Origin of the sequence: Rhodococcus sp. NPDC060084 (genome assembly GCF_042730335.1) — a bacterium.
Lineage (GTDB): Bacteria > Actinomycetota > Actinomycetes > Mycobacteriales > Mycobacteriaceae > Rhodococcus.
Genome location: NZ_JBHWWX010000013.1, coordinates 1 through 19274, shown reverse-complemented (window position 1 = coordinate 19274; position 19274 = coordinate 1). Strand labels below are relative to the sequence as shown.

20 protein-coding genes are annotated in these 19274 nt (G+C 67.0%); 7 read left to right on the top strand and 13 right to left on the bottom strand.

Annotated elements, in window-relative coordinates:
• Window positions 1–93 precede the first annotated feature (93 nt).
• The 6 genes from ACFWBU_RS09815 to ACFWBU_RS09790 form a co-directional block, all read right to left on the bottom strand.
• Window positions 94–447 (bottom strand): hypothetical protein, encoded by a 354-nt coding sequence (locus ACFWBU_RS09815; RefSeq protein WP_169651441.1) that lies wholly within the window; start codon window positions 445–447, stop codon window positions 94–96.
• Window positions 444–1148, bottom strand: a complete 705-nt coding sequence (locus tag ACFWBU_RS09810) for an ABC transporter ATP-binding protein (RefSeq protein WP_296550485.1) — start codon at window positions 1146–1148, stop codon at window positions 444–446. Before ACFWBU_RS09810 ends, ACFWBU_RS09815 begins: the two co-directional genes overlap by 4 nt.
• Window positions 1145–1858, bottom strand: coding sequence for an ABC transporter ATP-binding protein (locus ACFWBU_RS09805; RefSeq protein WP_378528146.1), 714 nt, complete (start codon window positions 1856–1858; stop codon window positions 1145–1147). The genes ACFWBU_RS09810 and ACFWBU_RS09805 overlap by 4 nt, the downstream gene beginning before the upstream one ends.
• Window positions 1836–3959, bottom strand: coding sequence for an ABC transporter permease (locus ACFWBU_RS09800; protein WP_378528145.1), 2124 nt, complete (start codon window positions 3957–3959; stop codon window positions 1836–1838). Before ACFWBU_RS09800 ends, ACFWBU_RS09805 begins: the two co-directional genes overlap by 23 nt.
• Window positions 3959–5344 carry an ABC transporter substrate-binding protein gene (locus tag ACFWBU_RS09795; protein WP_378528144.1) on the bottom strand — a complete coding sequence of 462 codons (1386 nt, stop codon included), beginning with the start codon at window positions 5342–5344 and terminating at the stop codon, window positions 3959–3961. Before ACFWBU_RS09795 ends, ACFWBU_RS09800 begins: the two co-directional genes overlap by 1 nt.
• A 338-nt stretch (window positions 5345–5682) precedes the next feature.
• On the bottom strand, window positions 5683–6357 hold the full coding sequence (locus ACFWBU_RS09790; protein ID WP_169618916.1) for a hotdog domain-containing protein: 675 nt from the start codon (window positions 6355–6357) through the stop codon (window positions 5683–5685).
• A gap of 447 nt (window positions 6358–6804) precedes the next feature.
• On the opposite strand from ACFWBU_RS09790, the gene ACFWBU_RS09785 reads away from it, so the two are divergent.
• Window positions 6805–7089 (top strand): hypothetical protein, encoded by a 285-nt coding sequence (locus tag ACFWBU_RS09785; RefSeq protein WP_169618918.1) that lies wholly within the window; start codon window positions 6805–6807, stop codon window positions 7087–7089.
• Here the strand turns inward: ACFWBU_RS09785 and ACFWBU_RS09780 are convergent.
• Window positions 7074–8000 carry a PaaI family thioesterase gene (locus ACFWBU_RS09780; RefSeq protein ID WP_240951836.1) on the bottom strand — a complete coding sequence of 309 codons (927 nt, stop codon included), beginning with the start codon at window positions 7998–8000 and terminating at the stop codon, window positions 7074–7076. The two genes, ACFWBU_RS09785 and ACFWBU_RS09780, sit on opposite strands and share 16 nt — an antisense overlap.
• 107 nt (window positions 8001–8107) lie before the next feature.
• Here ACFWBU_RS09780 and ACFWBU_RS09775 point away from each other — a divergent pair, with 107 nt between their 5' ends.
• Window positions 8108–9175 carry a potassium channel family protein gene (locus tag ACFWBU_RS09775; RefSeq protein WP_378528143.1) on the top strand — a complete coding sequence of 356 codons (1068 nt, stop codon included), beginning with the start codon at window positions 8108–8110 and terminating at the stop codon, window positions 9173–9175.
• Entirely contained in the window at window positions 9162–11147 is a 1986-nt protein-coding gene (locus tag ACFWBU_RS09770) for an APC family permease (protein WP_378528142.1), read from the top strand. The genes ACFWBU_RS09775 and ACFWBU_RS09770 overlap by 14 nt, the downstream gene beginning before the upstream one ends.
• A 10-nt stretch (window positions 11148–11157) precedes the next feature.
• Here ACFWBU_RS09770 and ACFWBU_RS09765 read toward each other — a convergent pair whose 3' ends face one another.
• Together ACFWBU_RS09765 and ACFWBU_RS09760 are read right to left on the bottom strand one after the other, a co-directional pair.
• Window positions 11158–12036, bottom strand: a complete 879-nt coding sequence (locus tag ACFWBU_RS09765) for an alpha/beta fold hydrolase (protein WP_169618924.1) — start codon at window positions 12034–12036, stop codon at window positions 11158–11160.
• Between the two features lie 54 nt (window positions 12037–12090).
• Window positions 12091–12867 (bottom strand): alpha/beta fold hydrolase, encoded by a 777-nt coding sequence (locus tag ACFWBU_RS09760; protein ID WP_378528141.1) that lies wholly within the window; start codon window positions 12865–12867, stop codon window positions 12091–12093.
• A gap of 73 nt (window positions 12868–12940) precedes the next feature.
• Between ACFWBU_RS09760 and ACFWBU_RS09755 the strand changes: the two genes are divergently transcribed.
• Window positions 12941–13666 carry a helix-turn-helix transcriptional regulator gene (locus ACFWBU_RS09755; protein WP_378528140.1) on the top strand — a complete coding sequence of 242 codons (726 nt, stop codon included), beginning with the start codon at window positions 12941–12943 and terminating at the stop codon, window positions 13664–13666.
• On the opposite strand, the gene ACFWBU_RS09750 is transcribed toward ACFWBU_RS09755, so the two are convergent.
• Window positions 13663–14445, bottom strand: coding sequence for an enoyl-CoA hydratase (locus ACFWBU_RS09750; protein ID WP_378528139.1), 783 nt, complete (start codon window positions 14443–14445; stop codon window positions 13663–13665). The genes ACFWBU_RS09755 and ACFWBU_RS09750 overlap by 4 nt on opposite strands.
• A gap of 174 nt (window positions 14446–14619) precedes the next feature.
• Here ACFWBU_RS09750 and ACFWBU_RS09745 point away from each other — a divergent pair, with 174 nt between their 5' ends.
• Together ACFWBU_RS09745 and ACFWBU_RS09740 are read left to right on the top strand one after the other, a co-directional pair.
• Window positions 14620–14898, top strand: a complete 279-nt coding sequence (locus ACFWBU_RS09745; RefSeq protein WP_169651430.1) for a hypothetical protein — start codon at window positions 14620–14622, stop codon at window positions 14896–14898.
• 55 nt (window positions 14899–14953) lie between these two features.
• Complete coding sequence (locus ACFWBU_RS09740; protein WP_169618934.1) at window positions 14954–16090, top strand: Rieske 2Fe-2S domain-containing protein; 1137 nt, start codon at window positions 14954–14956, stop codon at window positions 16088–16090.
• A 35-nt stretch (window positions 16091–16125) separates the two neighbouring features.
• Here ACFWBU_RS09740 and ACFWBU_RS09735 read toward each other — a convergent pair whose 3' ends face one another.
• Entirely contained in the window at window positions 16126–16713 is a 588-nt protein-coding gene (locus ACFWBU_RS09735; protein ID WP_169618936.1) for a TetR/AcrR family transcriptional regulator, read from the bottom strand.
• 110 nt (window positions 16714–16823) lie between these two features.
• Here ACFWBU_RS09735 and ACFWBU_RS09730 point away from each other — a divergent pair, with 110 nt between their 5' ends.
• Window positions 16824–17612: an SDR family NAD(P)-dependent oxidoreductase gene (locus ACFWBU_RS09730; protein WP_169618938.1), complete on the top strand. Its 789-nt coding sequence runs from the start codon at window positions 16824–16826 to the stop codon at window positions 17610–17612.
• A 20-nt stretch (window positions 17613–17632) separates the two neighbouring features.
• On the opposite strand, the gene ACFWBU_RS09725 is transcribed toward ACFWBU_RS09730, so the two are convergent.
• Window positions 17633–18391, bottom strand: a complete 759-nt coding sequence (locus ACFWBU_RS09725) for an IclR family transcriptional regulator (RefSeq protein WP_378528138.1) — start codon at window positions 18389–18391, stop codon at window positions 17633–17635.
• Window positions 18392–18497: 106 nt separating this feature from the next.
• A complete protein-coding gene (locus tag ACFWBU_RS09720; protein WP_169618942.1) occupies window positions 18498–19163 on the bottom strand; it encodes an IclR family transcriptional regulator in 666 nt (221 codons plus the stop codon).
• Window positions 19164–19274: the final 111 nt, after the last annotated feature.

Genomic DNA, 19274 nt, shown 5'->3' with positions numbered 1-19274 from the left:
CGACCGGCAGTGGAATCCCGCTACCGGAGATGTGGTCGTGGTCGTGACGAAGACGCGGTCGCGACCTCGAGTCGTTACGGCGAACCGTGTCGTCTAGGACGATCCGTCCCGGTGGGGCAGACCGTCGGAGAGAACCGCCAGATCGAAGGCTTGGCGGGCCATCCAGAACCGGAGAAAGCCGGTGAGCGAGTACCGTAGGAACACAGCGGAGCCCACCACGGCCACCGCAACGCCGACGATCGCCAGCACGATCGCGTCGCGTTGCACGAGAGCGTCGGAGGTGTTGTGCGACAGGAAGTACGACGCCACGCCGAGCACGGGACCTGCCACCATCAGGATGAGGCCGAGGCGCAGCCAGAGGTCGTGTCGCCCGGCCGCCGGATCCGGGATCTTCAGTTGGGCGAGTTCGCGGGTGAACCTGTCGGCGCGGTCTTCGGTCGAGGTCATGGCGCACTTCCTAGGTAGAGGGATGCGAGTTCGGTGCGTAGGTCTTCCGGATGTCCCTGTTGCTGGATCCGCCCGCGGACCAGCACCGCGGCGTGGTCGGCGAAATCGAGTACCGCGTCGGCGAACTGCTCGACGACGAGCACGGCCACTCCGCTCCGGGCGATCTCCGAGACGTGGTCGTAGAGCTGGGCAACGATCATCGGTGCCAGCCCCATGGACAGCTCGTCGAGCAGGAGCACGGCGGGGTCGGTGGCGAGACCGCGGGCGAGCGCCAGCATTTGCTGTTCGCCCCCCGACAGTGTTCCCGCGGTCTGCGCCGCTCGCTCGGCCAGAATGGGAAAGCGCGAGAACGCGATCTCCTCGACCTCGGCTCGTGGACGACCGGTGAAGGTCATCATCAGGAGGTTGTCCCGAACCGACATGTTGGGGAACACCCCTCGGCCTTCGGGGATGAGGCACACTCCCGCCCGTGCCAGATCCCGGGGCGCGACTCCCGTGGCGTCACGGCCGCCGAGTAGTAGCTGCCCGGACGAGACGGGATGAACGCCGGCCGCGACCCGCAGGGTGGTGGTCTTGCCGGCTCCGTTGGGGCCGAGCAACGCCACCACCCGACCCGCAGCGACCTGCAGGTCGATTCCGTGAAGAACGGTGATGGCGTCGTATGCGGCTCGGACACCGCGCATTTCGAGTATGGCGCTCATGACTTCCCCAGATAGGCTGCGAGCACGGTCTCGTCGCTGCGGATGACACCCGGTGGCCCGGACGCGATGATCCTCCCGAGATCGAGCACGTACACCGTGTCGCACACGCTCATGACGAGTTCCATGTCGTGCTCGACCAGCAGGACGGCGGTCCCGTCGGCGGCGAGCGCGCGCAGGAGCGCGGCGAACAGTTCGGTCTCCTGCACGTCCTGGCCTGCCGCCGGCTCGTCGAGGAGGATGAGAGACGGACGCACCGCAAGTGCCCGCGCCACCTCGACGAGGCGTCCCATGCCGGTGGACAGTGAGTCGGCGGTGGTGTCGGCGAGATGTTCGATACCCAGTCGGGCGAGTATCTCGTCGGCGACGCGCCCAGCGTGTCGTCGCTCGGGTCCCAATTCTGCTGCTACGCGCAGGTTGTCGCGCACGCTGAGCCGGCCGAACAGTTCGAGCCGTTGAAATGTACGGGCGAGCCCGTGTCGTGCGCGGCGAGCCGGACCGGCGCGTGTCACGTCCCGGCCGTTGAGGGACACGGTGCCAGAGAGGGGTTTCCGGAGTCCGGAGACCACGTCGAACAGAGTGCTCTTGCCCGCACCGTTGGGGCCGATCAGTCCGGTTACCTGTCCGCGTTCCGCGGTCAGCGCGACCCCGTCGAGCGCGCGGTGGCCGCCGAACGCGACCGAGATGTCGTCAACTGCGAGTTGTGACGGCACGATCGAGCACCTCCTCGTCTTCCGCAGTCCAGGGACGTTTCACGCCCCACCACTCCACGGGGATCTCCTCGGAGTGCGGAACCGGCCTGTGGCGGGCGGCAGCCCAGCTCCGTGCGGCCAGCGCTCCGGCGACGATCCCGGCGATCAGCACGTATCCGTTGATCACGTCGATCAGTCGCAGTAGCCAGAGCAACACCACCCAGGTGACGACGGCCGCGATCACGAGTGCATCGTGGAAAACCGGTTCCCAGCGCCGCCGCAGCGACGGGACCACACCGTCGTCCACCGCGCCGGACCCGTACGCGAGACCAGCGGCGGCCGGTGCGACCTGGACGAGGTTCTGCGCGGCGGGCCACAGTGCGACGATCGCGTTGAACGGTCCGGCGAGCATCGACCCGGTGAACAGTCCGTTACCCACCACCCCGAGGCCGCCTACGACCGCGATGAGGAAGATGGACAGTCCGGCAACGAAATTGAATTGGTCGGCCGCGACGGATTGCAGTTGCATCCCGTACAGTGCACCGCCGAGACCGGCGATCCCCGCGGAAATCGCGAAGACGACGATCTTCGTCAGAAGCAGGCTGCCACCGAGCGTTGCGTATGCGGCTTCGCTGTCGCGCAAAGCGATCAAGCGCCTGCCGAGCCTGCCCCGGCGCAGTGCCGCGATGCCCGCAGTGACCAGCGCGAGGCAGACCGCCGAGAACACCGTCAGTTCGGCGGGGGTGTCGACCTGCATCCCGAACAGGGACGGGCCGACGAGTTCTACCGACCCCTGGTCGAACAGCGCGATGTCGATGCCGAAGAGTTCGAACGACGGCAGCGAGAAGATCCACCGGTCGAGCACGACGGCGATCGCGGCCGTGCCCAGTGCCAGGTACACCCCCGACAGCCGGAGGGCGGGTACCGCGACGACGGCTCCTGCGACGCCCGCGACCACCACCGCCGCGATCAGCGCCCACCACTGTCCGTCGCCGCCGAGGTGTGCGCACGCGATCGCACCGATGCCGGCCATGCTGAGCTGGCACAGCGAGATCTGGCCGGCGTACCCGACGAGCGGGACGAACGACAGCGCGATGACACCGAAGGCGAAGATCTGTCCGTAGGTGACGAGATCGCCCGCGCCGAGCACGGTGGCGAGGAGGAGCCCGAACGCCACGATGACGCCCGCGAACGCGAACGTTCCGCGCACCGACGGCAAGGGAACCGGGCTGAGGTGACGGTCTCGCCCGCGCAACCTTCCGTGCGGGAAGAGCAGCAGCGCGAGCAGCAACACGATCGCGGGTGCGGCCAGCCGCAACCCCGGGAGGTACTCGTTCTGCGGCAGATAACCGGCAAGGTAGGCCTCCATGCAGCCGATCACGATCGCGCCGACGAAGGTCATCGGCAAGCTCTTCAGCCGCCCGAATATCGCTGCGGCATAAGCACTGACGATCAACAGCGACAATTGGGTGGCATCGAGCGCCACCATCGGCGCGATGAGGATCCCGCCGAGGGCCGCCAAGGTGGTGCCCAGGATCCAGGCGACGCAGTTGGCGCGCACCGGGTCGGCGCCGGTGAGCCCGACGAGGGCCCGGTCGTCCACCGTCGCCCGCATTTCCGCGCCCGTGCGGGTGTTGAACATCAGCAACCGGAGCCCGAACGCCACTGCGACCGCGACGACCATCGTCAGGGCCTGATGCCACGAGACCGTGGCCGCGCCGATGTGGAAGGAGTCCTTCTCGGCGAAGAACGCCGGAAGCGAACGGGACTTGTTGGGATCCCAGATCCACCGGGCGACGGCGATCAGGCCGCTGAGCATCGCGATTGTCATGACGAGCCTCTCGGCTTCCCCGAGACGCTGTACGGGCCGCATCAGGTGCTCGACCAGTAGCCCGAACGCCGGTGCCAGCACGAACAGCACCGTGATCACCGACAGCCATACCGGCCAGCCCCAGCCGATGCTGAGTTGCCAGTACGCGAACGCGGCCATCATTCCGGTGGCGCCGTGCGCGAAGTTGAACACCCCGGTGGTCGTGTAGGTCACCACCAGCCCGCTGCTGATGATCGCGTAGATCGCAGCGGTGCTGAGGCCGACGATCCCGAAGGTGACGAACTGTTCCATTACTGGATGTCGCCCATGCTCTTGCCGACGTCGGCGAGTGTCATCGGCACGCCGTAGTCACCGGGGTACGCGAACGGCGGAGTGTTGCATCGATAGAGCCCGTTGTCGGCTCCGAAGTCGGCCGCGACCCAACCGTCGGGTGTGGCTGCCTCGACGTTGAAACACGGCTGCGGGGGAACAGGATTCGCGAGGTCACCGGCGGCGTGGAGGCCACCGCCGGTCCATGCGCCTTCCTGCAACGCAGCCTCGTAGACGCAAGAGCGGGTGAGGTCGTCGCCGCAACTCGTCGCGGCTTTCGCGAACAGCGCCCACGCGGACATCGCCCGTAGCGCCGGGAAGGTGATCTCGGCATCCGGCGCGTATTCGGCGTACATGTCGAGGACCTGCTGGACGGCGGGCTCGTCGTCGGCGCTGCTCAAGGGAGCGCTGCCGCCCAGATCGACGTAGTTGTTCTGGAATTCGGCCGACTTCCCGAGAAGTTCGATGAACGAATCGTTGTATGCGTTGTTGTTGGCGTCGATCCAGTCGAGCTTGTAGTTCATCCCCGTGAGCACTTCTTCGAGCTTGGCGAGTTGCTTGAAGTCGCCGTAGAAGACCAGTCCGCGAACGTTTTTGCTCTTGATGGACTGTGCATAGGGGGTCCAGTCGGCGACGCCCATCGCGGGGTAGAGGTCGTTGTAGGTGAGGGTGCCACCTGCTGCGGTGATGCTGTCGACGGCTTGTTGCCCGAGGTCGCGGGTGACAGGCGAATCACCGTTGATGATTCCCACCGAACCCGCGGACTCCGGGTACTTCTCGGTGATGAGCCATTCGCGGAAGCCGTAGTAGGGGTCGTAGCCCGGAACCCGGCTGGGGGAGGCGCTGATCTCGAGATCGGCGCCCACTGCCTGCGTCTGCGAGACCTGGGCGGGGTAGCTGGGCAGCAGGCACGACAACCGTTCCTTGACGCCGAGACCGTCGAGCGCGGCGCCGCCGCCGACGAGGGCGAAGTCCTCGCGGCAGGCTTCGATCATCCGTTGCCGGACTTCCATCAGTTTCGCGTCGCGCGTTTCGGCCACGAGTGTGCGGCCGTTGATGCCGCCGGCGGCGTTGCACCATGAGGTGAACACATGTGCGGCATCGACGAATTCGGAGTTCTTGGTGAAGCCGACATCGGACAGGACGCCGACTCGGATCTCGTCGGCGGTCACGCCCTGCGCGGTCGCAGTCGTGGCGTCGCCCGGCCCGCAGAGACCGCTCAGGTCGCCGAAGTCGCCCGAAGCGGATTGCGCGGTACCGCCGCGCGATTCGTCGTCTCCGGACCTTTCACTCTCGCTGCGCCCGCTGCATCCTGCGGCGAGCACGGCGATCGCCGCCAGTGCGACGAGCGTCCGTTGTGCTTTCACGTCTGCCTCCTTCACCGGGCCGTTCGGCCAGCGCTGTGAACGGGTGACCCGGCGTCCGAAGCCCCCACTTCGCCGGTGTCGGGCATGATGCTTGCACAGGAGGGGAACCGACTTCTCGCTTTTGGAGAATCAGACAAAAGATTTTTCCGTGCTCGACGAGACACGCGTCGTGCGACGTGGTAAGGGTCGTTCTGTCCCGGAAGCAACGATCGTCACGGAACAGGTATTACGGAACTGTTCGGCCCGGTCACGCCCAGGATGGGTGAATACGGCGGACGGCCGTGTCGCTCCCGGCACGACCGGCGGTCTCGACGGCCGGCACGCGGCGCGGCGTGCTGTTATCCCGCGCGGTGCCGGTCGCGGCCGTTGCCGTCAGGCCAGTTGGGCCTGATGAAGATGCCCTCCGCTTCGACGCAGATCCCGTGCGGCCCCGCGATGTGTCCGGTGACGAATCCCTTACGCCCCTCGATCCGGTCGAGTTTTGCTTCCCCGTGCAGATCGCCGAGAGGGGTGGGCCTGCGATAGCGCAGCGTGAGCGTGCCCGTCATTCCGGGTGAGCCGCCCACCCGGGCCGCGTCACCGAGCAGCTGGTCCAGGATCAGCGCCGAGACTCCGCCGTGGGTATGTCCCGCGGGCCCTTCGAAGCCGACATGCAGATGGAAGTCGGCCCACACGCGACCGTCGGGATCCTGGTTGATGCGGGGCAGTGGCGCGATCGCGTTCCGCAGTCCCATGGCGGCGTTGCCCCACACCCGGAAGTTGCCGGCGTCGTTGAACCGGGTACCGAAGGGGTGGTCCTCCTTCCGGCGCCCGAGCAACTCCCTCGCGGCTGCCAGGTGCTCCCGGGCCCGTCGCACGTCGTCGTCATCGGCTCGGCTCTGCACGGCAAGCGGGATCAGTGCGCGGACATCGTCGGCGAGCGGACCGTACAACGCGGCCTGACGAGCGATTTCGTCTTCGGAAAGCCCGTCGTTGACGAAAAGGCGGGCGGCAGCGTCGAGAGCATCGGTCATCGCGGGGTCTCCGGGTTCGTGTGAGGGGCCACCGCTAGTCGACCGTGTCCGTGCCCGCGGGTCAAACGCCGGTGCCGACGTACGGGACGGAGGTGCCGGTCCGGCGTGCCTGGAGCGGCGGCGACCCCGTCGGCGAATTCGAGGGGAGGGGCCGACGGGGCCGACCGCAGCGCCGGAGGGGAGGAGGCGCGTGCAGCGTGTTGCCAGAAGCAACTCCGAAACACGCTATACATCCTTCAGGCACGCCGCCGGCGAAATGCAGGTGACCCGGGGGTGAATCGAGGACTCGGCGGCGGAGAAACGGCGTGTGTGCGACCCTCACCGGTCGGTCGAGTGCCGAAAGAGGACGGCGCCCCACGTCGAGCACGGGCGTCGTCCTCCGAGACAGACCCCCGTCGAGGGTGCAGGATGTACCGATATCCATCCGCCGAACTCTTGGGAGTAGGCATGTCGGCGACACCGCCCACCGAGTTCCGCGATCGCAACGGACTGGGAAACACTGCGCTGATCGCCGGCATCGTTGCCGCGCTGACCGCGTTCGTTCCTGTCGTCGGCGACTTCGTGTCCATCCCCGCCGGCCTGCTTGCCGTGGTGTGCGGTTGGATCGGACTTCTGAGGATCGAGAAGGGTCTCGCGACGAACTACGTCGAGACCGTCGTGGGCACGGTGCTCGGAACGGGTGCGCTGTTCGTGGTGTTCATCGTCTTCGCGGCCACTCACAGTTCGGGCTGACCCGACTCGGCCGCCCTCGCCGGCGGACGCTGCAGTGTCACCGTGGTCAGGGCGAGCAGCTGGTCGTCTGCGCCGGCATCGACGAGACGGACGTTGATCACCGAATGGTCGGCCCCGTCACGAACCACCATGCCGTACGACCGTGCCGGACCGACGCGCACCTGGGACAAGAAGTGCATCTGAATGTCGGTCGCCACAAGATCGGGTCGCATCGCGTGTGCGGCCGACTCTGCGAGGAGCGCTTGCGCACCGCCCTGAATGGTCCCGATCATGTTGGCTACGAAGGGCGTTCGGTCGAGCTCGAGAACCCCTTCGTCCGGATCGAGGATGCGCATGCCGAGTCGGGAGTAGATGGTCCCCTCGACCGGCACGACCGGGTACTCGCGGTCCACACCGACCCATTCGCCCGGCGTGTATTCGTCCGCCCTCGGCGCGGCGGCGCGCGGCAAGCGCGCGAACGTGACCAGCGCGCGGGCCGCGAGCACCGGACCACCCTCGCTGCCCGTATCGAGCGCGGCGATGAGCTCGTCGAGATCGGTTGTACCGCGCGCGTCGTACACGTCTGCCGACACGTGGATCATCTTCTTGCCGATGCGCACGAGCTGTGCGTCGATGACGACGGGACCTTCCGTCAGCGGGCCGGTCGCGTGGAGGGTGAGGTCCTGGGTGGCGACCCAGTCCTGCCCGCAGGCGGCGAGCGCCGGACTCGAGGTGACGATGTCGACCAGCGTCGTCAGCACTCCGAGCGATGCCGAGCCCGCGTCCGAGCGCAGTTTGTCGGTCAGGACCGAACGCATCACCGCGCGTTCTTTCGTGACGAGCCGTGAGAGCAGGCCGAAGTCGGACGAGAAGGTGTGCTGACTCATCACCAGCAGTGACGAACCGTCGCTAGAAATTCCATTCTCATTCATGAGAATCATATTGCCATCATCTCCCGGTCGAACGCTATTGCGCCATCCGTGGACGGGCGTACTCTGCAATTCTGCATCCCCGCGCGAGTGACATGACGGGAGCCGGAGTGGCCGGAAGCCTGCGTGCTCGGCCGAGCCGATCGGGACGAACACCCGAGCGACCGGCGTTCACATTGGTCGGTACCGTGCGCGTACCCCACGTCTTCGTGAGCCCGACGTGGGAGATCGCGCGCCGGATCGCCTACGCGATCGTGGTGCTCACGGCGGCGGTCGTGGTGGTGTACATCGGGCGGAGCGGTTTCCAGGACACTCAGGGCAATTCTCTCTCGTTGATGGACTGCATCTACTACGCCAGTGTGTCGCTGTCGACCACCGGCTACGGCGACATCTCGCCTGTCGCCCCTGGTGCGCGCGCGCTCAACGCACTGGTGATCACACCATTGCGCATCCTCTTCCTCATCATCCTGGTCGGTACCACGCTCGCGGCCCTGACGGAGAACTCCCGTCAGGTCCATCGCATCCAGCGGTGGCGACGCCGCGTGCGCAACCACTACGTCGTGGTCGGCTACGGCACCAAGGGGCGCACGGCAGTCGACGCGATGATCAGCGACGGGATCGCGTTGTCGGAAATCGTGGTGGTGGATGTTGCCCGCTCTGTGATCGATGCTGCCGGCCGACAGGGCCTGGTGACGGTCCAGGGCACGGCGAGTCGCTCGGATGTGCTGCGCCTGGCCGGAGTCCAGCGAGCCTCGGCGGTTGTCATCGCGACCGACCGCGACGACACCGCGGTCCTGATCACCCTCACAGCCCGGCAACTGTCCGGCACCGCGCGCATCGTCGTGGCGGCCCGCGAGGTCGAGAACACCCACCTCCTGCGGCAGTCGGGCGCCGACACCGTGGTCGTCTCGGCCGAAACCGCCGGGCGGCTGCTCGGCGTCGCCAGAACCACCCCCAACGTGGTGGAGATGATCGACGATCTGCTCACGCCCGAAGCGGGATTCGCGATGGCCGAACGGAACATCACGCCCGAGGAAGCGGGAGTGTCACCTCGTAGCCTGACCGACCTCGTCGTCGGCATCGAACGCGACGGGCGGCTGCTGCGGGTCGGCACGGCCGACGTCGACGTCCTTCGCGGCGGCGACCGCCTGTTGTATCTGCGTCATGTCTCCGGCTGACCACACGCGGAGCGTCGCGAACCTCCACGCCGCACCCTCCGGCACCGCCAAGCGGGTACTCCTGGGACGGCCGCTGCGCAGCGACGCCCTCGGTCACACGTTGTTGCCCAAGCGGATTGCGTTGCCGGTCTTCGCCTCCGACGCATTGTCCTCGGTCGCGTACGCGCCGGAGGAGATCTTCCTCGTCCTGTCCGTCGCCGGGTTGTCGGCCTACGCGTTCTCGTCGTGGATCGGCATCGCGGTCGCGGTCGTGATGGCCGTGGTGGTCACCAGTTACCGGCAGAACGTGCACGCCTATCCCTCCGGGGGCGGCGACTACGAGGTTGCCACGAAGAACCTCGGGGTCGCGGCAGGCCTGACAGTGGGAAGCGCGCTGATCGTCGACTACGTGCTCACCGTTGCGGTCTCGATTTCCTCCGCCGCACAGAACATCGGTTCGGCCGTGCCCTTCATCGACCACCACAAGGTGCTGTTCGCGACGGCCGCCATCGTGATCCTCACCGCCGTCAACCTGCGAGGACTGCGGGAAGCCGGCGTGGCGTTCGCGATACCTGCCTACGCGTTCATCGTGTGTCTGGGCGCGATGGTGCTGTGGGGCCTGATCCGGATCTTCGTCCTCCACACCGACCTGCGCGCGCCCTCGTCGAACTTCGAATTGCATGCGGAGCAGTCGCACCTCGCCGGCCTTGCGTTCGTGTTCCTGATCGCGCGGGCATTCTCGTCCGGGTGCGCCGCACTGACGGGTGTGGAGGCGATCAGCAACGGGGTCCCCGCGTTCCGGAAACCGAAGTCCCGCAACGCTGCGACGACCTTGCTGATGTTGGGCGCGATCGCGATCACGTTGTTCATGGGCATGATCGTGCTCGCGGAGCGGCTGGGCGTGGTGATCGCCGAGGATCCCGCGACCCAGCTCACCGGAGCACCGGAAGGCTACCGGCAGAAGACGATGGTCGCCCAGATCGCCGAGACGGTGTTCTCGGGGTTCCCGATCGGTTTCTACCTCGTCACCGGGGTCACGGCACTGATTCTGGTGCTCGCCGCCAACACCGCGTTCAACGGGTTCCCCGTGCTGGCGTCGGTGCTCGCGCAGGACCGTCACCTTCCGAGTCAGCTGCGCACCCGCGGGGACCGGCTCGCGTTCAGTAACGGCATCGTCCTGCTCGCCGCCGCGGCAATAGCCCTGGTGTGGGCATTCGACGCCGAGGTCACCAAGCTAGTCCAGCTCTACATCGTCGGGGTATTCGTCTCGTTCACGCTCAGCCAGATGGGCATGATCAAGCACTGGACCCGGCATCTGGCCACCGAAACCGATCCACAGGAACGACGCCACATGCACCGTTCCCGGATCGTGAACTCGGTGGGTCTCGCGATGACCGCGACCGTGCTCGTGATCGTGCTGGTCACCAAGTTCGTGGCCGGCGCATGGATCGCCATCGTCGCGATGGTGGCCGTGTTCCTCGTGATGCGTGCGATCCACCGCCACTACGCGCGGGTCGCGGTGGAACTCGAGCGCGGTCAGTGGGACGGCGTGCTTCCCAGCCGAACTCATTCGATCGTGCTGGTGTCGAAACTTCATCGGCCCACCCTCCGCGCGCTCGCCTACGCCCGTGCGACGAACCCGGACACGCTCGAAGCGGTCACCGTCAACGTCGACGACGAGGAGACCCGCCGGCTCGTCCACGCCTGGGAGGAGAGCGACATCGATGTGCCGCTGAAGGTCATCGAGTCGCCGTACCGGGAGATCACCCGGCCCGTACTCGACTACGTCAAGCGGCGGCGAGGCGATTCACCGCGGGAAGTGGTCACCGTCTTCGTTCCCGAATACGTCATGGGGTACTGGTGGGAACAGTTGCTGCACAACCAGAGCGCGCTGCGGATCAAGAGCCGGTTGCTGTTCCAGCCCGGCGTCATGGTCACCAGCGTGCCGTGGCAGCTGCGGTCGTCGTCCCGCCTGTCCGACGACCGCAACTGACGCAGAGCGCCTACACCCGAGCGGGCTGCAGTACCTCTCTGAGCACGGCGGCGAACCCCTCGGGTTCACCGGGCATTCCGTACTCGTCGCCGAGGAACCCACCGTGGTTTCCGGGGAACCACGTCACCTCCGTTCCGAGTCGTGCCGCGAGGGCTGCCCCACCCCGCCCTGCCATCTCCTCGGCGGACTCGCGCCCGGCTGCGGGGACGATCCGGGTGGACGCGGCGGAAAGAACATCGAAATCCGGTTCGTAGCCCGTGCACGAGAGGATGTTCTGACCTACCAGCGGGTCGTCACGCGTGCCGTCGTCCTCGGTGGGGAGACCGAAGGCGGACGGATCAGGGGCGGGCGCCTCGAAGTAGGCGTCCGACAGTTCACCTTTCCACCCGACCAGCGTGATGAACTTCGCCATCGCCGGCCCCATCCCGCTGCGCAGGTAGGTGTCGTGGATGTCGGCGCACGCCGCCACCAGCCCGTCGCGGTCGGGGAGGATGCCCGCAATCGGGGGTTCGTGTGCCACGAGGGTGCGCACGAGTTCGGGGTTGCCCGAGACCAGTTCCAGCGCGTTCACTGCGCCACCGCTGGTCGCGAACAGGTCGACCGGTCCGGTTCCCAGCGCGTCGATCAGCGCAACCAGATCGTCGGCGTGCAGCCGCGGCGTCGAGTCGACGGTGGTGTCGGTGCGCACGCCACGCCCGGTGCCGCGCGGGTCGTAGGTCACCACCGTCCGGTCGGGGAAGTACGAGGCCAAGGTGCCGAACGCACCGGCATCCATCGGCGATGCGGCGAGGATCAGGGTGGGAAACCGCTGCTCGCCGGACGCGGGTCGCACGTCGTAGACGAGCGATGCTCCGGGGACATCGAGCGTGCGGGTGTCGGGCTGGGTCATGGGAGGCTCCTTCGATCCGGATGTACCCGTGTCGACTCGGTGCCGCCCGGAAACTCATCGACGTGTCCGGTTCCGCTGTGCTGTGTGGTCGCCTGCCGGGGAAGTCGCTGCTGCGGCGAGGATATGCGCGAGATCGCCGGGGCGGCTCCACATGGGCCAATGCCCGGTCGGAAGATCGACGACATCGACGTGGCCGAGCTTCGACACCTCGGCGAACATGGGATGACCCGCGTCGGCCAACTTCATTACCTGCGCGCTCGGGATCGAACAGCACACCAGAGTGGTCGGGACCGCCCGACGCGCATCGTTGGTGAGCGTCACCAGCCCGCGTAACACCGGACCGGGTTCCGGAACGGCCTTGGCCCGAAAGCGTTCGAGAACCTCGGCGGTCAGGCCCTCGAGGCTGGCCTGCTCCCCGAGCGCGTCGAAGGGAGGTAGGGGAAATTCGTCCAGATCCTCGGGCGCATCCGGGGCGAAGACACTGCCGGACGCGACGGGCCCACTGTCGACCCACACCACTCGGCGGACGAGCTCAGGATGCCGATCGAGCACCAGGCTCACCGGCGCGTTGGCTCCGCTGTGCGCCACGATCACTACCGGCTGGGCCTCGGAAGCCCCAGCCCGAATCATGGTCTGTTCGATCGCGGCCGCCTGGTCGTCGAGCGTCCTGGACGCCCTCTCGGCGTCCCGCTCATCGAGGCCGGGGAGCGTCATCGGGATGGATCGCAGGCCGTCGGCGCTCAGATGTTCCAGCACCTCGTCCCATGCCCAGGCCCCCAGCCAATGGCCGGCGATCAAGATGATGGTCGGGCTACTCGCATTGTTCGTCACACCACGATGCTCTCGCGCCGGCAGGACAACGGTGTGTCACCATTTTTGACATGATTTTCTGCCGGGGTAGGACGTGAAGAGGGCGGAGCGACTCCACGCCCTGTCCGAGATGCTGCGACGCAGCGGACCGCGTGGATGCACTGCCGACCGACTGGCACAGGAGTTCGGCGTATCCGTGCGGACGGTCAAAAGAGACCTCACCGCACTCGAGAACAGCGGCGCGCCGATCTGGTCGCGCCCGGGCCCCGGCGGCGGCTACGGGCTGGTCGCCCGAGGCACCCTGCCCCCGGTCAGCCTCACCCCCGTGCAGGCCGTCGCGCTCCTCGCGGCAGTCTCTGCCGCACCCGATGCCCCCTACGCCGATCTCGCCTCGGCGGGCGTTCGAAAGATCATGGACGTACTCGATCCACAGACCCGGACGAAGGCCGATGCGCTGGCCGGTCGCGTCTGGGTCAACTCGCCTCCACCGCCACTTCGCGCGGTCAAGTCGGCGCTCGAGGAAGCGATGGCCGAGCAACGGGTGGTGCGTATCCGCTACACCGCGCGTGACGGCGACACGACCACCCGGGATGTCGAGCCGGTCATGTTCGCCTCCACGAACGGCCAGTGGTACCTGATCGGGTGGTGCAGGCTACGCAGCGCCATGCGGTGGTTCCTGGTGTCCCGTATCGAGCACGCCGCTGCAACCAGGATCGCCTGCAGCGGCCACCACCTCGACGAGATCGGCGTTCCCCCAGCAACAGCCAGGCCCGTGAACGGACGAGGCGAGACGACCGACGTCTCCGGTCGGTACGGCTAGGGAGCGTTCTGAGCGCGCCCGCGTCCGATGACACCGTCGCGGCGCTCGGCGACACGTTCCGGCGTGAAGTTCTCCATCCACTGCCGCGACGTCTCGTTCTCCACCCGCAGTGCCGGAGCGACGACGTGCTCCTCCGCTCGGCGGTACGACGCGAGCAGTGTCCGCACGCCCGCCCGGTCGTTGCCCGCGATGGTCGCGGCCAGATCCAGGGCGGCGCCGAGAAGCCGGTCGTGCTCCACCACCTCGGTCACCAATCCGACTCGCAGAGCTGTCTCGGCGTCGACGAAGTCTCCCGAAAGGCTCATGCGACGTGCGAACGCGCCGCCCACGGCGGCGGGAAGCCGGGAGGTCAGTCCCCAGCCGGGAAGCACCCCGACGCGCGCATGAGTATCGGCGAACCGTGCGCGTTCGGAGGCAATGAGGAAATCGCACGCCAGTGCCATCTCGAGCCCGCCGGTGATGGCGGCACCGTTGATCGCGCCGATCACGGGTTTCGACAGTGGTCGCCACGGATGGCCGACGGGGATGCCGTCGTCCGACAGGCGGCCCAGGTTGCCGCCGGAGCCGCCGAGTTCGCGCAGATCCAGTCCCGCACAGAACGCGGGGTCGGTGCCGGTCAGGACGACGACGTCGGTCGCCTCGTCGGCGTCCGCCGCCGCGAGTTCCGTGCGCAGTACCTCGATGAGGGCGGAGCTCAGTGCGTTGCGCTGTTGCGGGCGGTGGAACGTGAGCACACGGGTGGACCCGTGTTGTGCGGTGAGCAGGATCGGCTCGGTCATGTTCGTTCCTTCGCGGAGACGAGTTCGGCTGGCCTGCGGAGCGTAACGATCGCCGGGTCGTCCCGTCACCGATGACGTCCTGCCCGGCGTGGCGTTCCACTGGGCTGAATCGATGTGGCCGCCGCCACAGCTGCCTTCCTACTCTCGCGGTATCCGAGGAAGGGAAACGCCTTGATGCAGTCGCTCGACTGTCGCGCCTGTGCGGCCCGCGTACACGTCGCGAAATACAGCCCCGCTCATACGAGCATCCAGTGGACCGACTCCGCCCGCGCGGCCTGCCACGAAATCGCGGCAGCTCGTGATCTCGATCCCGCCGCATACGTCATGCGGTGTGCAGCATTGGATTGCACGGTCGACGAGGCGGTGTCGGAGGGAAAGCTCCGCGCGACCACGAGGGTCGAACCGTCCGTCCGGCCCCTCGCTTCCGAGGACACCGTCACCGCAGCCCGGTGACCACCGTGTCTGTCAGATTCCGCTCGCTCCGCCCGTACACCTCTTGGAGACCAGAATGACCGTCCAGCAGGATCGTATCGAGATCCGCAATATCGACACCGGCACCAACCCCACCCGATTCGCGCGAGGATGGCACTGTATCGGCCTCGCCAAGTCGTTCCGCGACGGAAAGCCGCACCAGGTCAAGGTGTTCGGCACCGACCTGGTGGTCTTCGCCGACACCTCCGGAACACTTCACGTGCTGGACTCGTACTGCCGGCACATGGGCGGCAATCTCGCGCGCGGCGAGATCAAGGGCGACACCATCGCCTGCCCGTTCCACGACTGGCGCTGGAACGGTGAAGGCCGCTGCGAGGCAGTGCCTTACGCGCGCCGCACCCCGAAGGTGGCGCGCACCAAGAAGTGGACGACGATGGAGCGCAACGGCGTGCTCTTCGTGTGGAACTGCCCGCAGGGCACCGAGCCGACGCCGGAACTCGCGATCCCCGAGATCGAAGGCTACGAGGACGGGCAGTGGTCCGACTGGACCTGGACGACGATCCACGTGGAGGGCTCGCACTGCCGTGAGATCGTCGACAACGTGGTCGACATGGCGCACTTCTTCTACGTGCACTTCCAGATGCCCGAGTACTTCAAGAACGTCTTCGACGGCCACATCGCCGGCCAGCACATGCGTTCGTACGGGCGCGACGACATCAAGACCGGCGTCCAGATGGATCTTCCCGAGGCACAGACGATCTCGGACGCCTTCTACTACGGTCCGTCCTTCATGCTGGACACGATCTACACCGTGTCCGAAGGTAAGACCATCGAGTCCAAGCTCATCAACTGCCACTACCCGGTGACGTCGAACTCCTTCGTCCTGCAGTTCGGCACGATCGTCAAGAAGATCGACGGTATGACCGACGAGCAGATGTCGGAGATGGCGACGCTGTTCACCGACGGTCTCGAAGAGCAGTTCCAGCAGGACATCGAGATCTGGAAGCACAAGACGCGTATCGAGAACCCGCTCCTGACCGAAGAAGACGGCCCGGTGTATCAGTTGCGGCGCTGGTACAGCCAGTTCTACGTCGATGTCGAGGAGGTCACTCCCGAGATGACCCAGCGCTTCGAGTTCGAGGTCGACACGAGTCGTGCCCTCGAGTCGTGGCACAAGGAAGTCGAGGAGAACCTCTCCGCCACAGGGGAGTAACAGCCGGAGCCGTCCCACCCGCCGGGTGGGACGGCTCAGTTGTGTCGACGTCGCAGGCCGTCGACGAATACCGAGATCACGGTGCGCGCCAGATCGGCTGTCGTCGCGTCGGGACCGGACCGGAACCAGCGCGACGCGTGCCAGACGGCGTCGTAGAGCAGTTCCCGGAACACTTCCGGGTCGATATCCGAACGGAACGTGCCGTCGGCGACGCCGTCGGCGATCGCCTCGCGCCACGCGACTTGCATGGCGTCGGCCGTCTCGACCATGTCGGCTTCGACGACGCGTTCGCGCATGTACTCGCCTTCGCGTCGCCAGATGGACGTCGCCCCGTGGTACTGCTCGCTGGTCGCCAGTGCGATCTCGGCGAGTGCTTCGAGTCGTTCGACGGGGGGCAGGTTGCGCTCCGTCACCTCGGCGCAGCGCGCCGTGAGGTCTTCCAGATACTCACGGATGAGTTCGGTGACGATCGCTTCCTTCGACGGGAAGTAGTGGTAGAGCGCCCCGGAGTACACACCGACAGCGTCGCCGATCTCGCGAATCGTGGTCGCCGTGACACCTTTCCGGGAGAAGATCTCGGCCGACCGGTCGAGGATCTGCCTTTTGCGTTCGTGTGGATCCACTTCGAGCCTCCTGCCGTCGGGCACCGGCGTACCTCGGCAGGCCATTGTGCCAGACCTCATTGATCAAACGATCAATGAGGTCCCATCCCTCACGCTCACCAGGAGTATGTATGACAACCTCGCAGACGGTCGCACCGGTCCCGAACACGGTTCTGGCCGGCGAAACAGCTCTCGTCACGGGTGCCGGGCAGGGCATCGGCCGCGGCATCGCCCTTGCACTCGCTGCCGCCGGTGCGCAGGTCGCCGTGGTCGGGCGCACGGCACGAACACTCGAATCGGTCGCCGACGACATCACCCGCCGGGGCGGTGTGGCGCAGCCCTACGTGTGCGACGTGACCGACGCCGAGGCGGTCGCGCGGCTCGTTCCGGCTGTCGCCGAACGTTTCGGCGGAATCACCGTGCTGGTCAACAATGCCCAGACCCCGGCGCCCGGGCCACTGCTCGACCTGGACGAAGCGACATACCGGGAGTGCATGGAGTCGGGTCCTACGGCGACGTGGCGGATGATGCGCACGTGCCACCCCTACCTGCGCGGGCACGGGGCCGTCGTCAACCTCGGGTCGGCGGCCGGAATCCGGTGGAACCCTTCGGGCACCGGCGGATACGCCGCGGCGAAGGAAGCCGTCCGGGTACTGACCCGCACCGCGGCGTGCGAATGGGCCGGCGACGGTATCCGCGTCAACGCGATTCTGCCGCTCGCGAATTCGCAGCCGATGGAAGAGTGGGCCCGCGCTGATCCCGACGCCGCCGCGGGGTACCTCGACACCGTGCCCCTCGGCCGGCTCGGCGACCCGGAAACCGACATCGGCCCGGCGGTGGTGTTTCTGTGCAGCGACGCCGCGCGATACATCACCGGTCACTCGCTGCCTGTCGACGGAGGGCAAGCGCTGGTGCGGTAACGGCGCGGTGTGCCTCGCATTCACCCCACGCGGCGTTGTGGGGTGGTGGTCCGGGAGAGGCTGCGCCAGATCGTGCGGGCAGCCACTCGAACCGGCGTCGTGAGGTGGACGGCGTCCACCTTGTCGGCGGCACCGGTGACGGACACGGCACCTATGTAGGTGCGCCCGTCGCCGATCGGTGCTGCGACGCACGCGATTCCGGGAATCGATTCGCCGCGCTCGTGGGCCACGTGCCGCTCCCGGATCCACGCGATCTCGTTGCGCAGCCGTGCTGCGTCGATACCCACCGGCGGAGCGAGTTGCTCCGCGGTGGACGTCCCGGCGGGGTCGAACCGGGTGTGCGCGATGAGTGCCTTACCCAAGGCAGTCCGGAAAGCCGGTTGACGTCCCCCGATGCGCGACGGGACGGGTACCGATTCCCGGCCTACCTTGTCCAGGTAGCGCACTTCGCTGCCGTCGAGGACTGCGAGGTGGACCACCAGTCCCGTCACGGCGTGCAGTTCGTGGAGAACCGGGTGTGCGGCGCGGTGCAGTCCGTCGTGGTGCTGCGCGAGTGCGCCCCATTCGAAGATGGTGCGGCCGAGAGCATACGAGTGGCCCTCTCGCCGAACCCAGCCGAACTCCATCAACTGGGTGAGGAGCCGATGTGCCGACGACCTCGGTAGCCCTGTCCGAGAAGATAATTCGGACAGGGTGAGTTTGTTGTTGGTCTGGAACGCATCGAGCAGTCCGGCGACGCGGTCGACGACAGCCGCGGGGAAGCCGTCACAGTTCCTCACGAAACCTCCATATCGATAGGGCACGCCGGCCCACCGGTATTGATCGATCGATCAATCAACCGAAGAAGACAGTAGCAGGGCAGCATGTTCTCGTGAAGAGGTTTCTTCAGGTCAGGAGTGCCGACACCGCGTCGGCGGCGCTACGCACCAACCGGCTCGCACCCTCGGGAATGCGCCCCTGAGGGCCGGCCAGCGACAGTGCGGCAATCTCCCCGCAGCCCGCATCGAAGGCCGCGGCCACGCAGCGGACCGGATTCCCGCCGCGAACCACGCCCTCGGAGTACAGGAAGCATTCGGAGTGGATGTGGTCCGATGGTGCGCCGTCCCGGTGGCGCAGCAGGGCGATGCCCGCCGCCGTCTCGTGCGTCGGGCGACGTTGGCCGACGTGGGACGGTATTTCGGTGGCCCAGCGCCCGCCGATCTTCTCCAGATAGAGCAGGCTGTCGCCGTCCAGGACGGCCAAGTGGACCGCGAGGCCGGTCTGGGTCTGAAGGTCGTACATCGCGGGTAGAGCGGCTTTGTAGATCCGATCGCGTTCGCGGGCCTGGGCGCCGAGTTCGATCATCTTGGGGCCGAGGCGGTACGTGGTGCCGGTGCGGCTGATCCAGCCGACCTTCACCAGTTGCAGCAGCATCCGGTGGGTCGTCGAGCGCGGAAACCCTGTGCGCTGGGCCAACTCGGTGAGGGTCAGGCCCTCGGCGGTGCGGAACGGTTCGAGCAGAAGAGTGACTCGTCCCAGGACGGACTGGGGACTGTCGGATACGTCGGGCACAACGCCCTCCTCGGAACGGAATGCGGAGCGTGTTGATCGGTTGATCAATGGATGGGTACGACTGTAACGCGGAGGCGATCGGATGCACAGAAGCGCCGCGACGGATGTCGC

Excerpts from the sequence above, each read along its gene's own strand:
- ACFWBU_RS09815 (WP_169651441.1), bottom strand. The coding sequence starts at position 447 with ATGACCTCGACCGAAGACCGCGCCGACAGGTTCACCCGCGAACTCGCC.
- ACFWBU_RS09810 (WP_296550485.1), bottom strand. The coding sequence starts at position 1,148 with ATGAGCGCCATACTCGAAATGCGCGGTGTCCGAGCCGCATACGACGCC.
- ACFWBU_RS09800 (WP_378528145.1), bottom strand. The coding sequence starts at position 3,959 with ATGGAACAGTTCGTCACCTTCGGGATCGTCGGCCTCAGCACCGCTGCG.
- ACFWBU_RS09790 (WP_169618916.1), bottom strand. The coding sequence starts at position 6,357 with ATGACCGATGCTCTCGACGCTGCCGCCCGCCTTTTCGTCAACGACGGG.
- ACFWBU_RS09785 (WP_169618918.1), top strand. The coding sequence starts at position 6,805 with ATGTCGGCGACACCGCCCACCGAGTTCCGCGATCGCAACGGACTGGGA.
- ACFWBU_RS09780 (WP_240951836.1), bottom strand. The coding sequence starts at position 8,000 with ATGAATGAGAATGGAATTTCTAGCGACGGTTCGTCACTGCTGGTGATG.
- ACFWBU_RS09770 (WP_378528142.1), top strand. The coding sequence starts at position 9,162 with ATGTCTCCGGCTGACCACACGCGGAGCGTCGCGAACCTCCACGCCGCA.
- ACFWBU_RS09765 (WP_169618924.1), bottom strand. The coding sequence starts at position 12,036 with ATGACCCAGCCCGACACCCGCACGCTCGATGTCCCCGGAGCATCGCTC.
- ACFWBU_RS09750 (WP_378528139.1), bottom strand. The coding sequence starts at position 14,445 with ATGACCGAGCCGATCCTGCTCACCGCACAACACGGGTCCACCCGTGTG.
- ACFWBU_RS09745 (WP_169651430.1), top strand. The coding sequence starts at position 14,620 with ATGCAGTCGCTCGACTGTCGCGCCTGTGCGGCCCGCGTACACGTCGCG.
- ACFWBU_RS09740 (WP_169618934.1), top strand. The coding sequence starts at position 14,954 with ATGACCGTCCAGCAGGATCGTATCGAGATCCGCAATATCGACACCGGC.
- ACFWBU_RS09730 (WP_169618938.1), top strand. The coding sequence starts at position 16,824 with ATGACAACCTCGCAGACGGTCGCACCGGTCCCGAACACGGTTCTGGCC.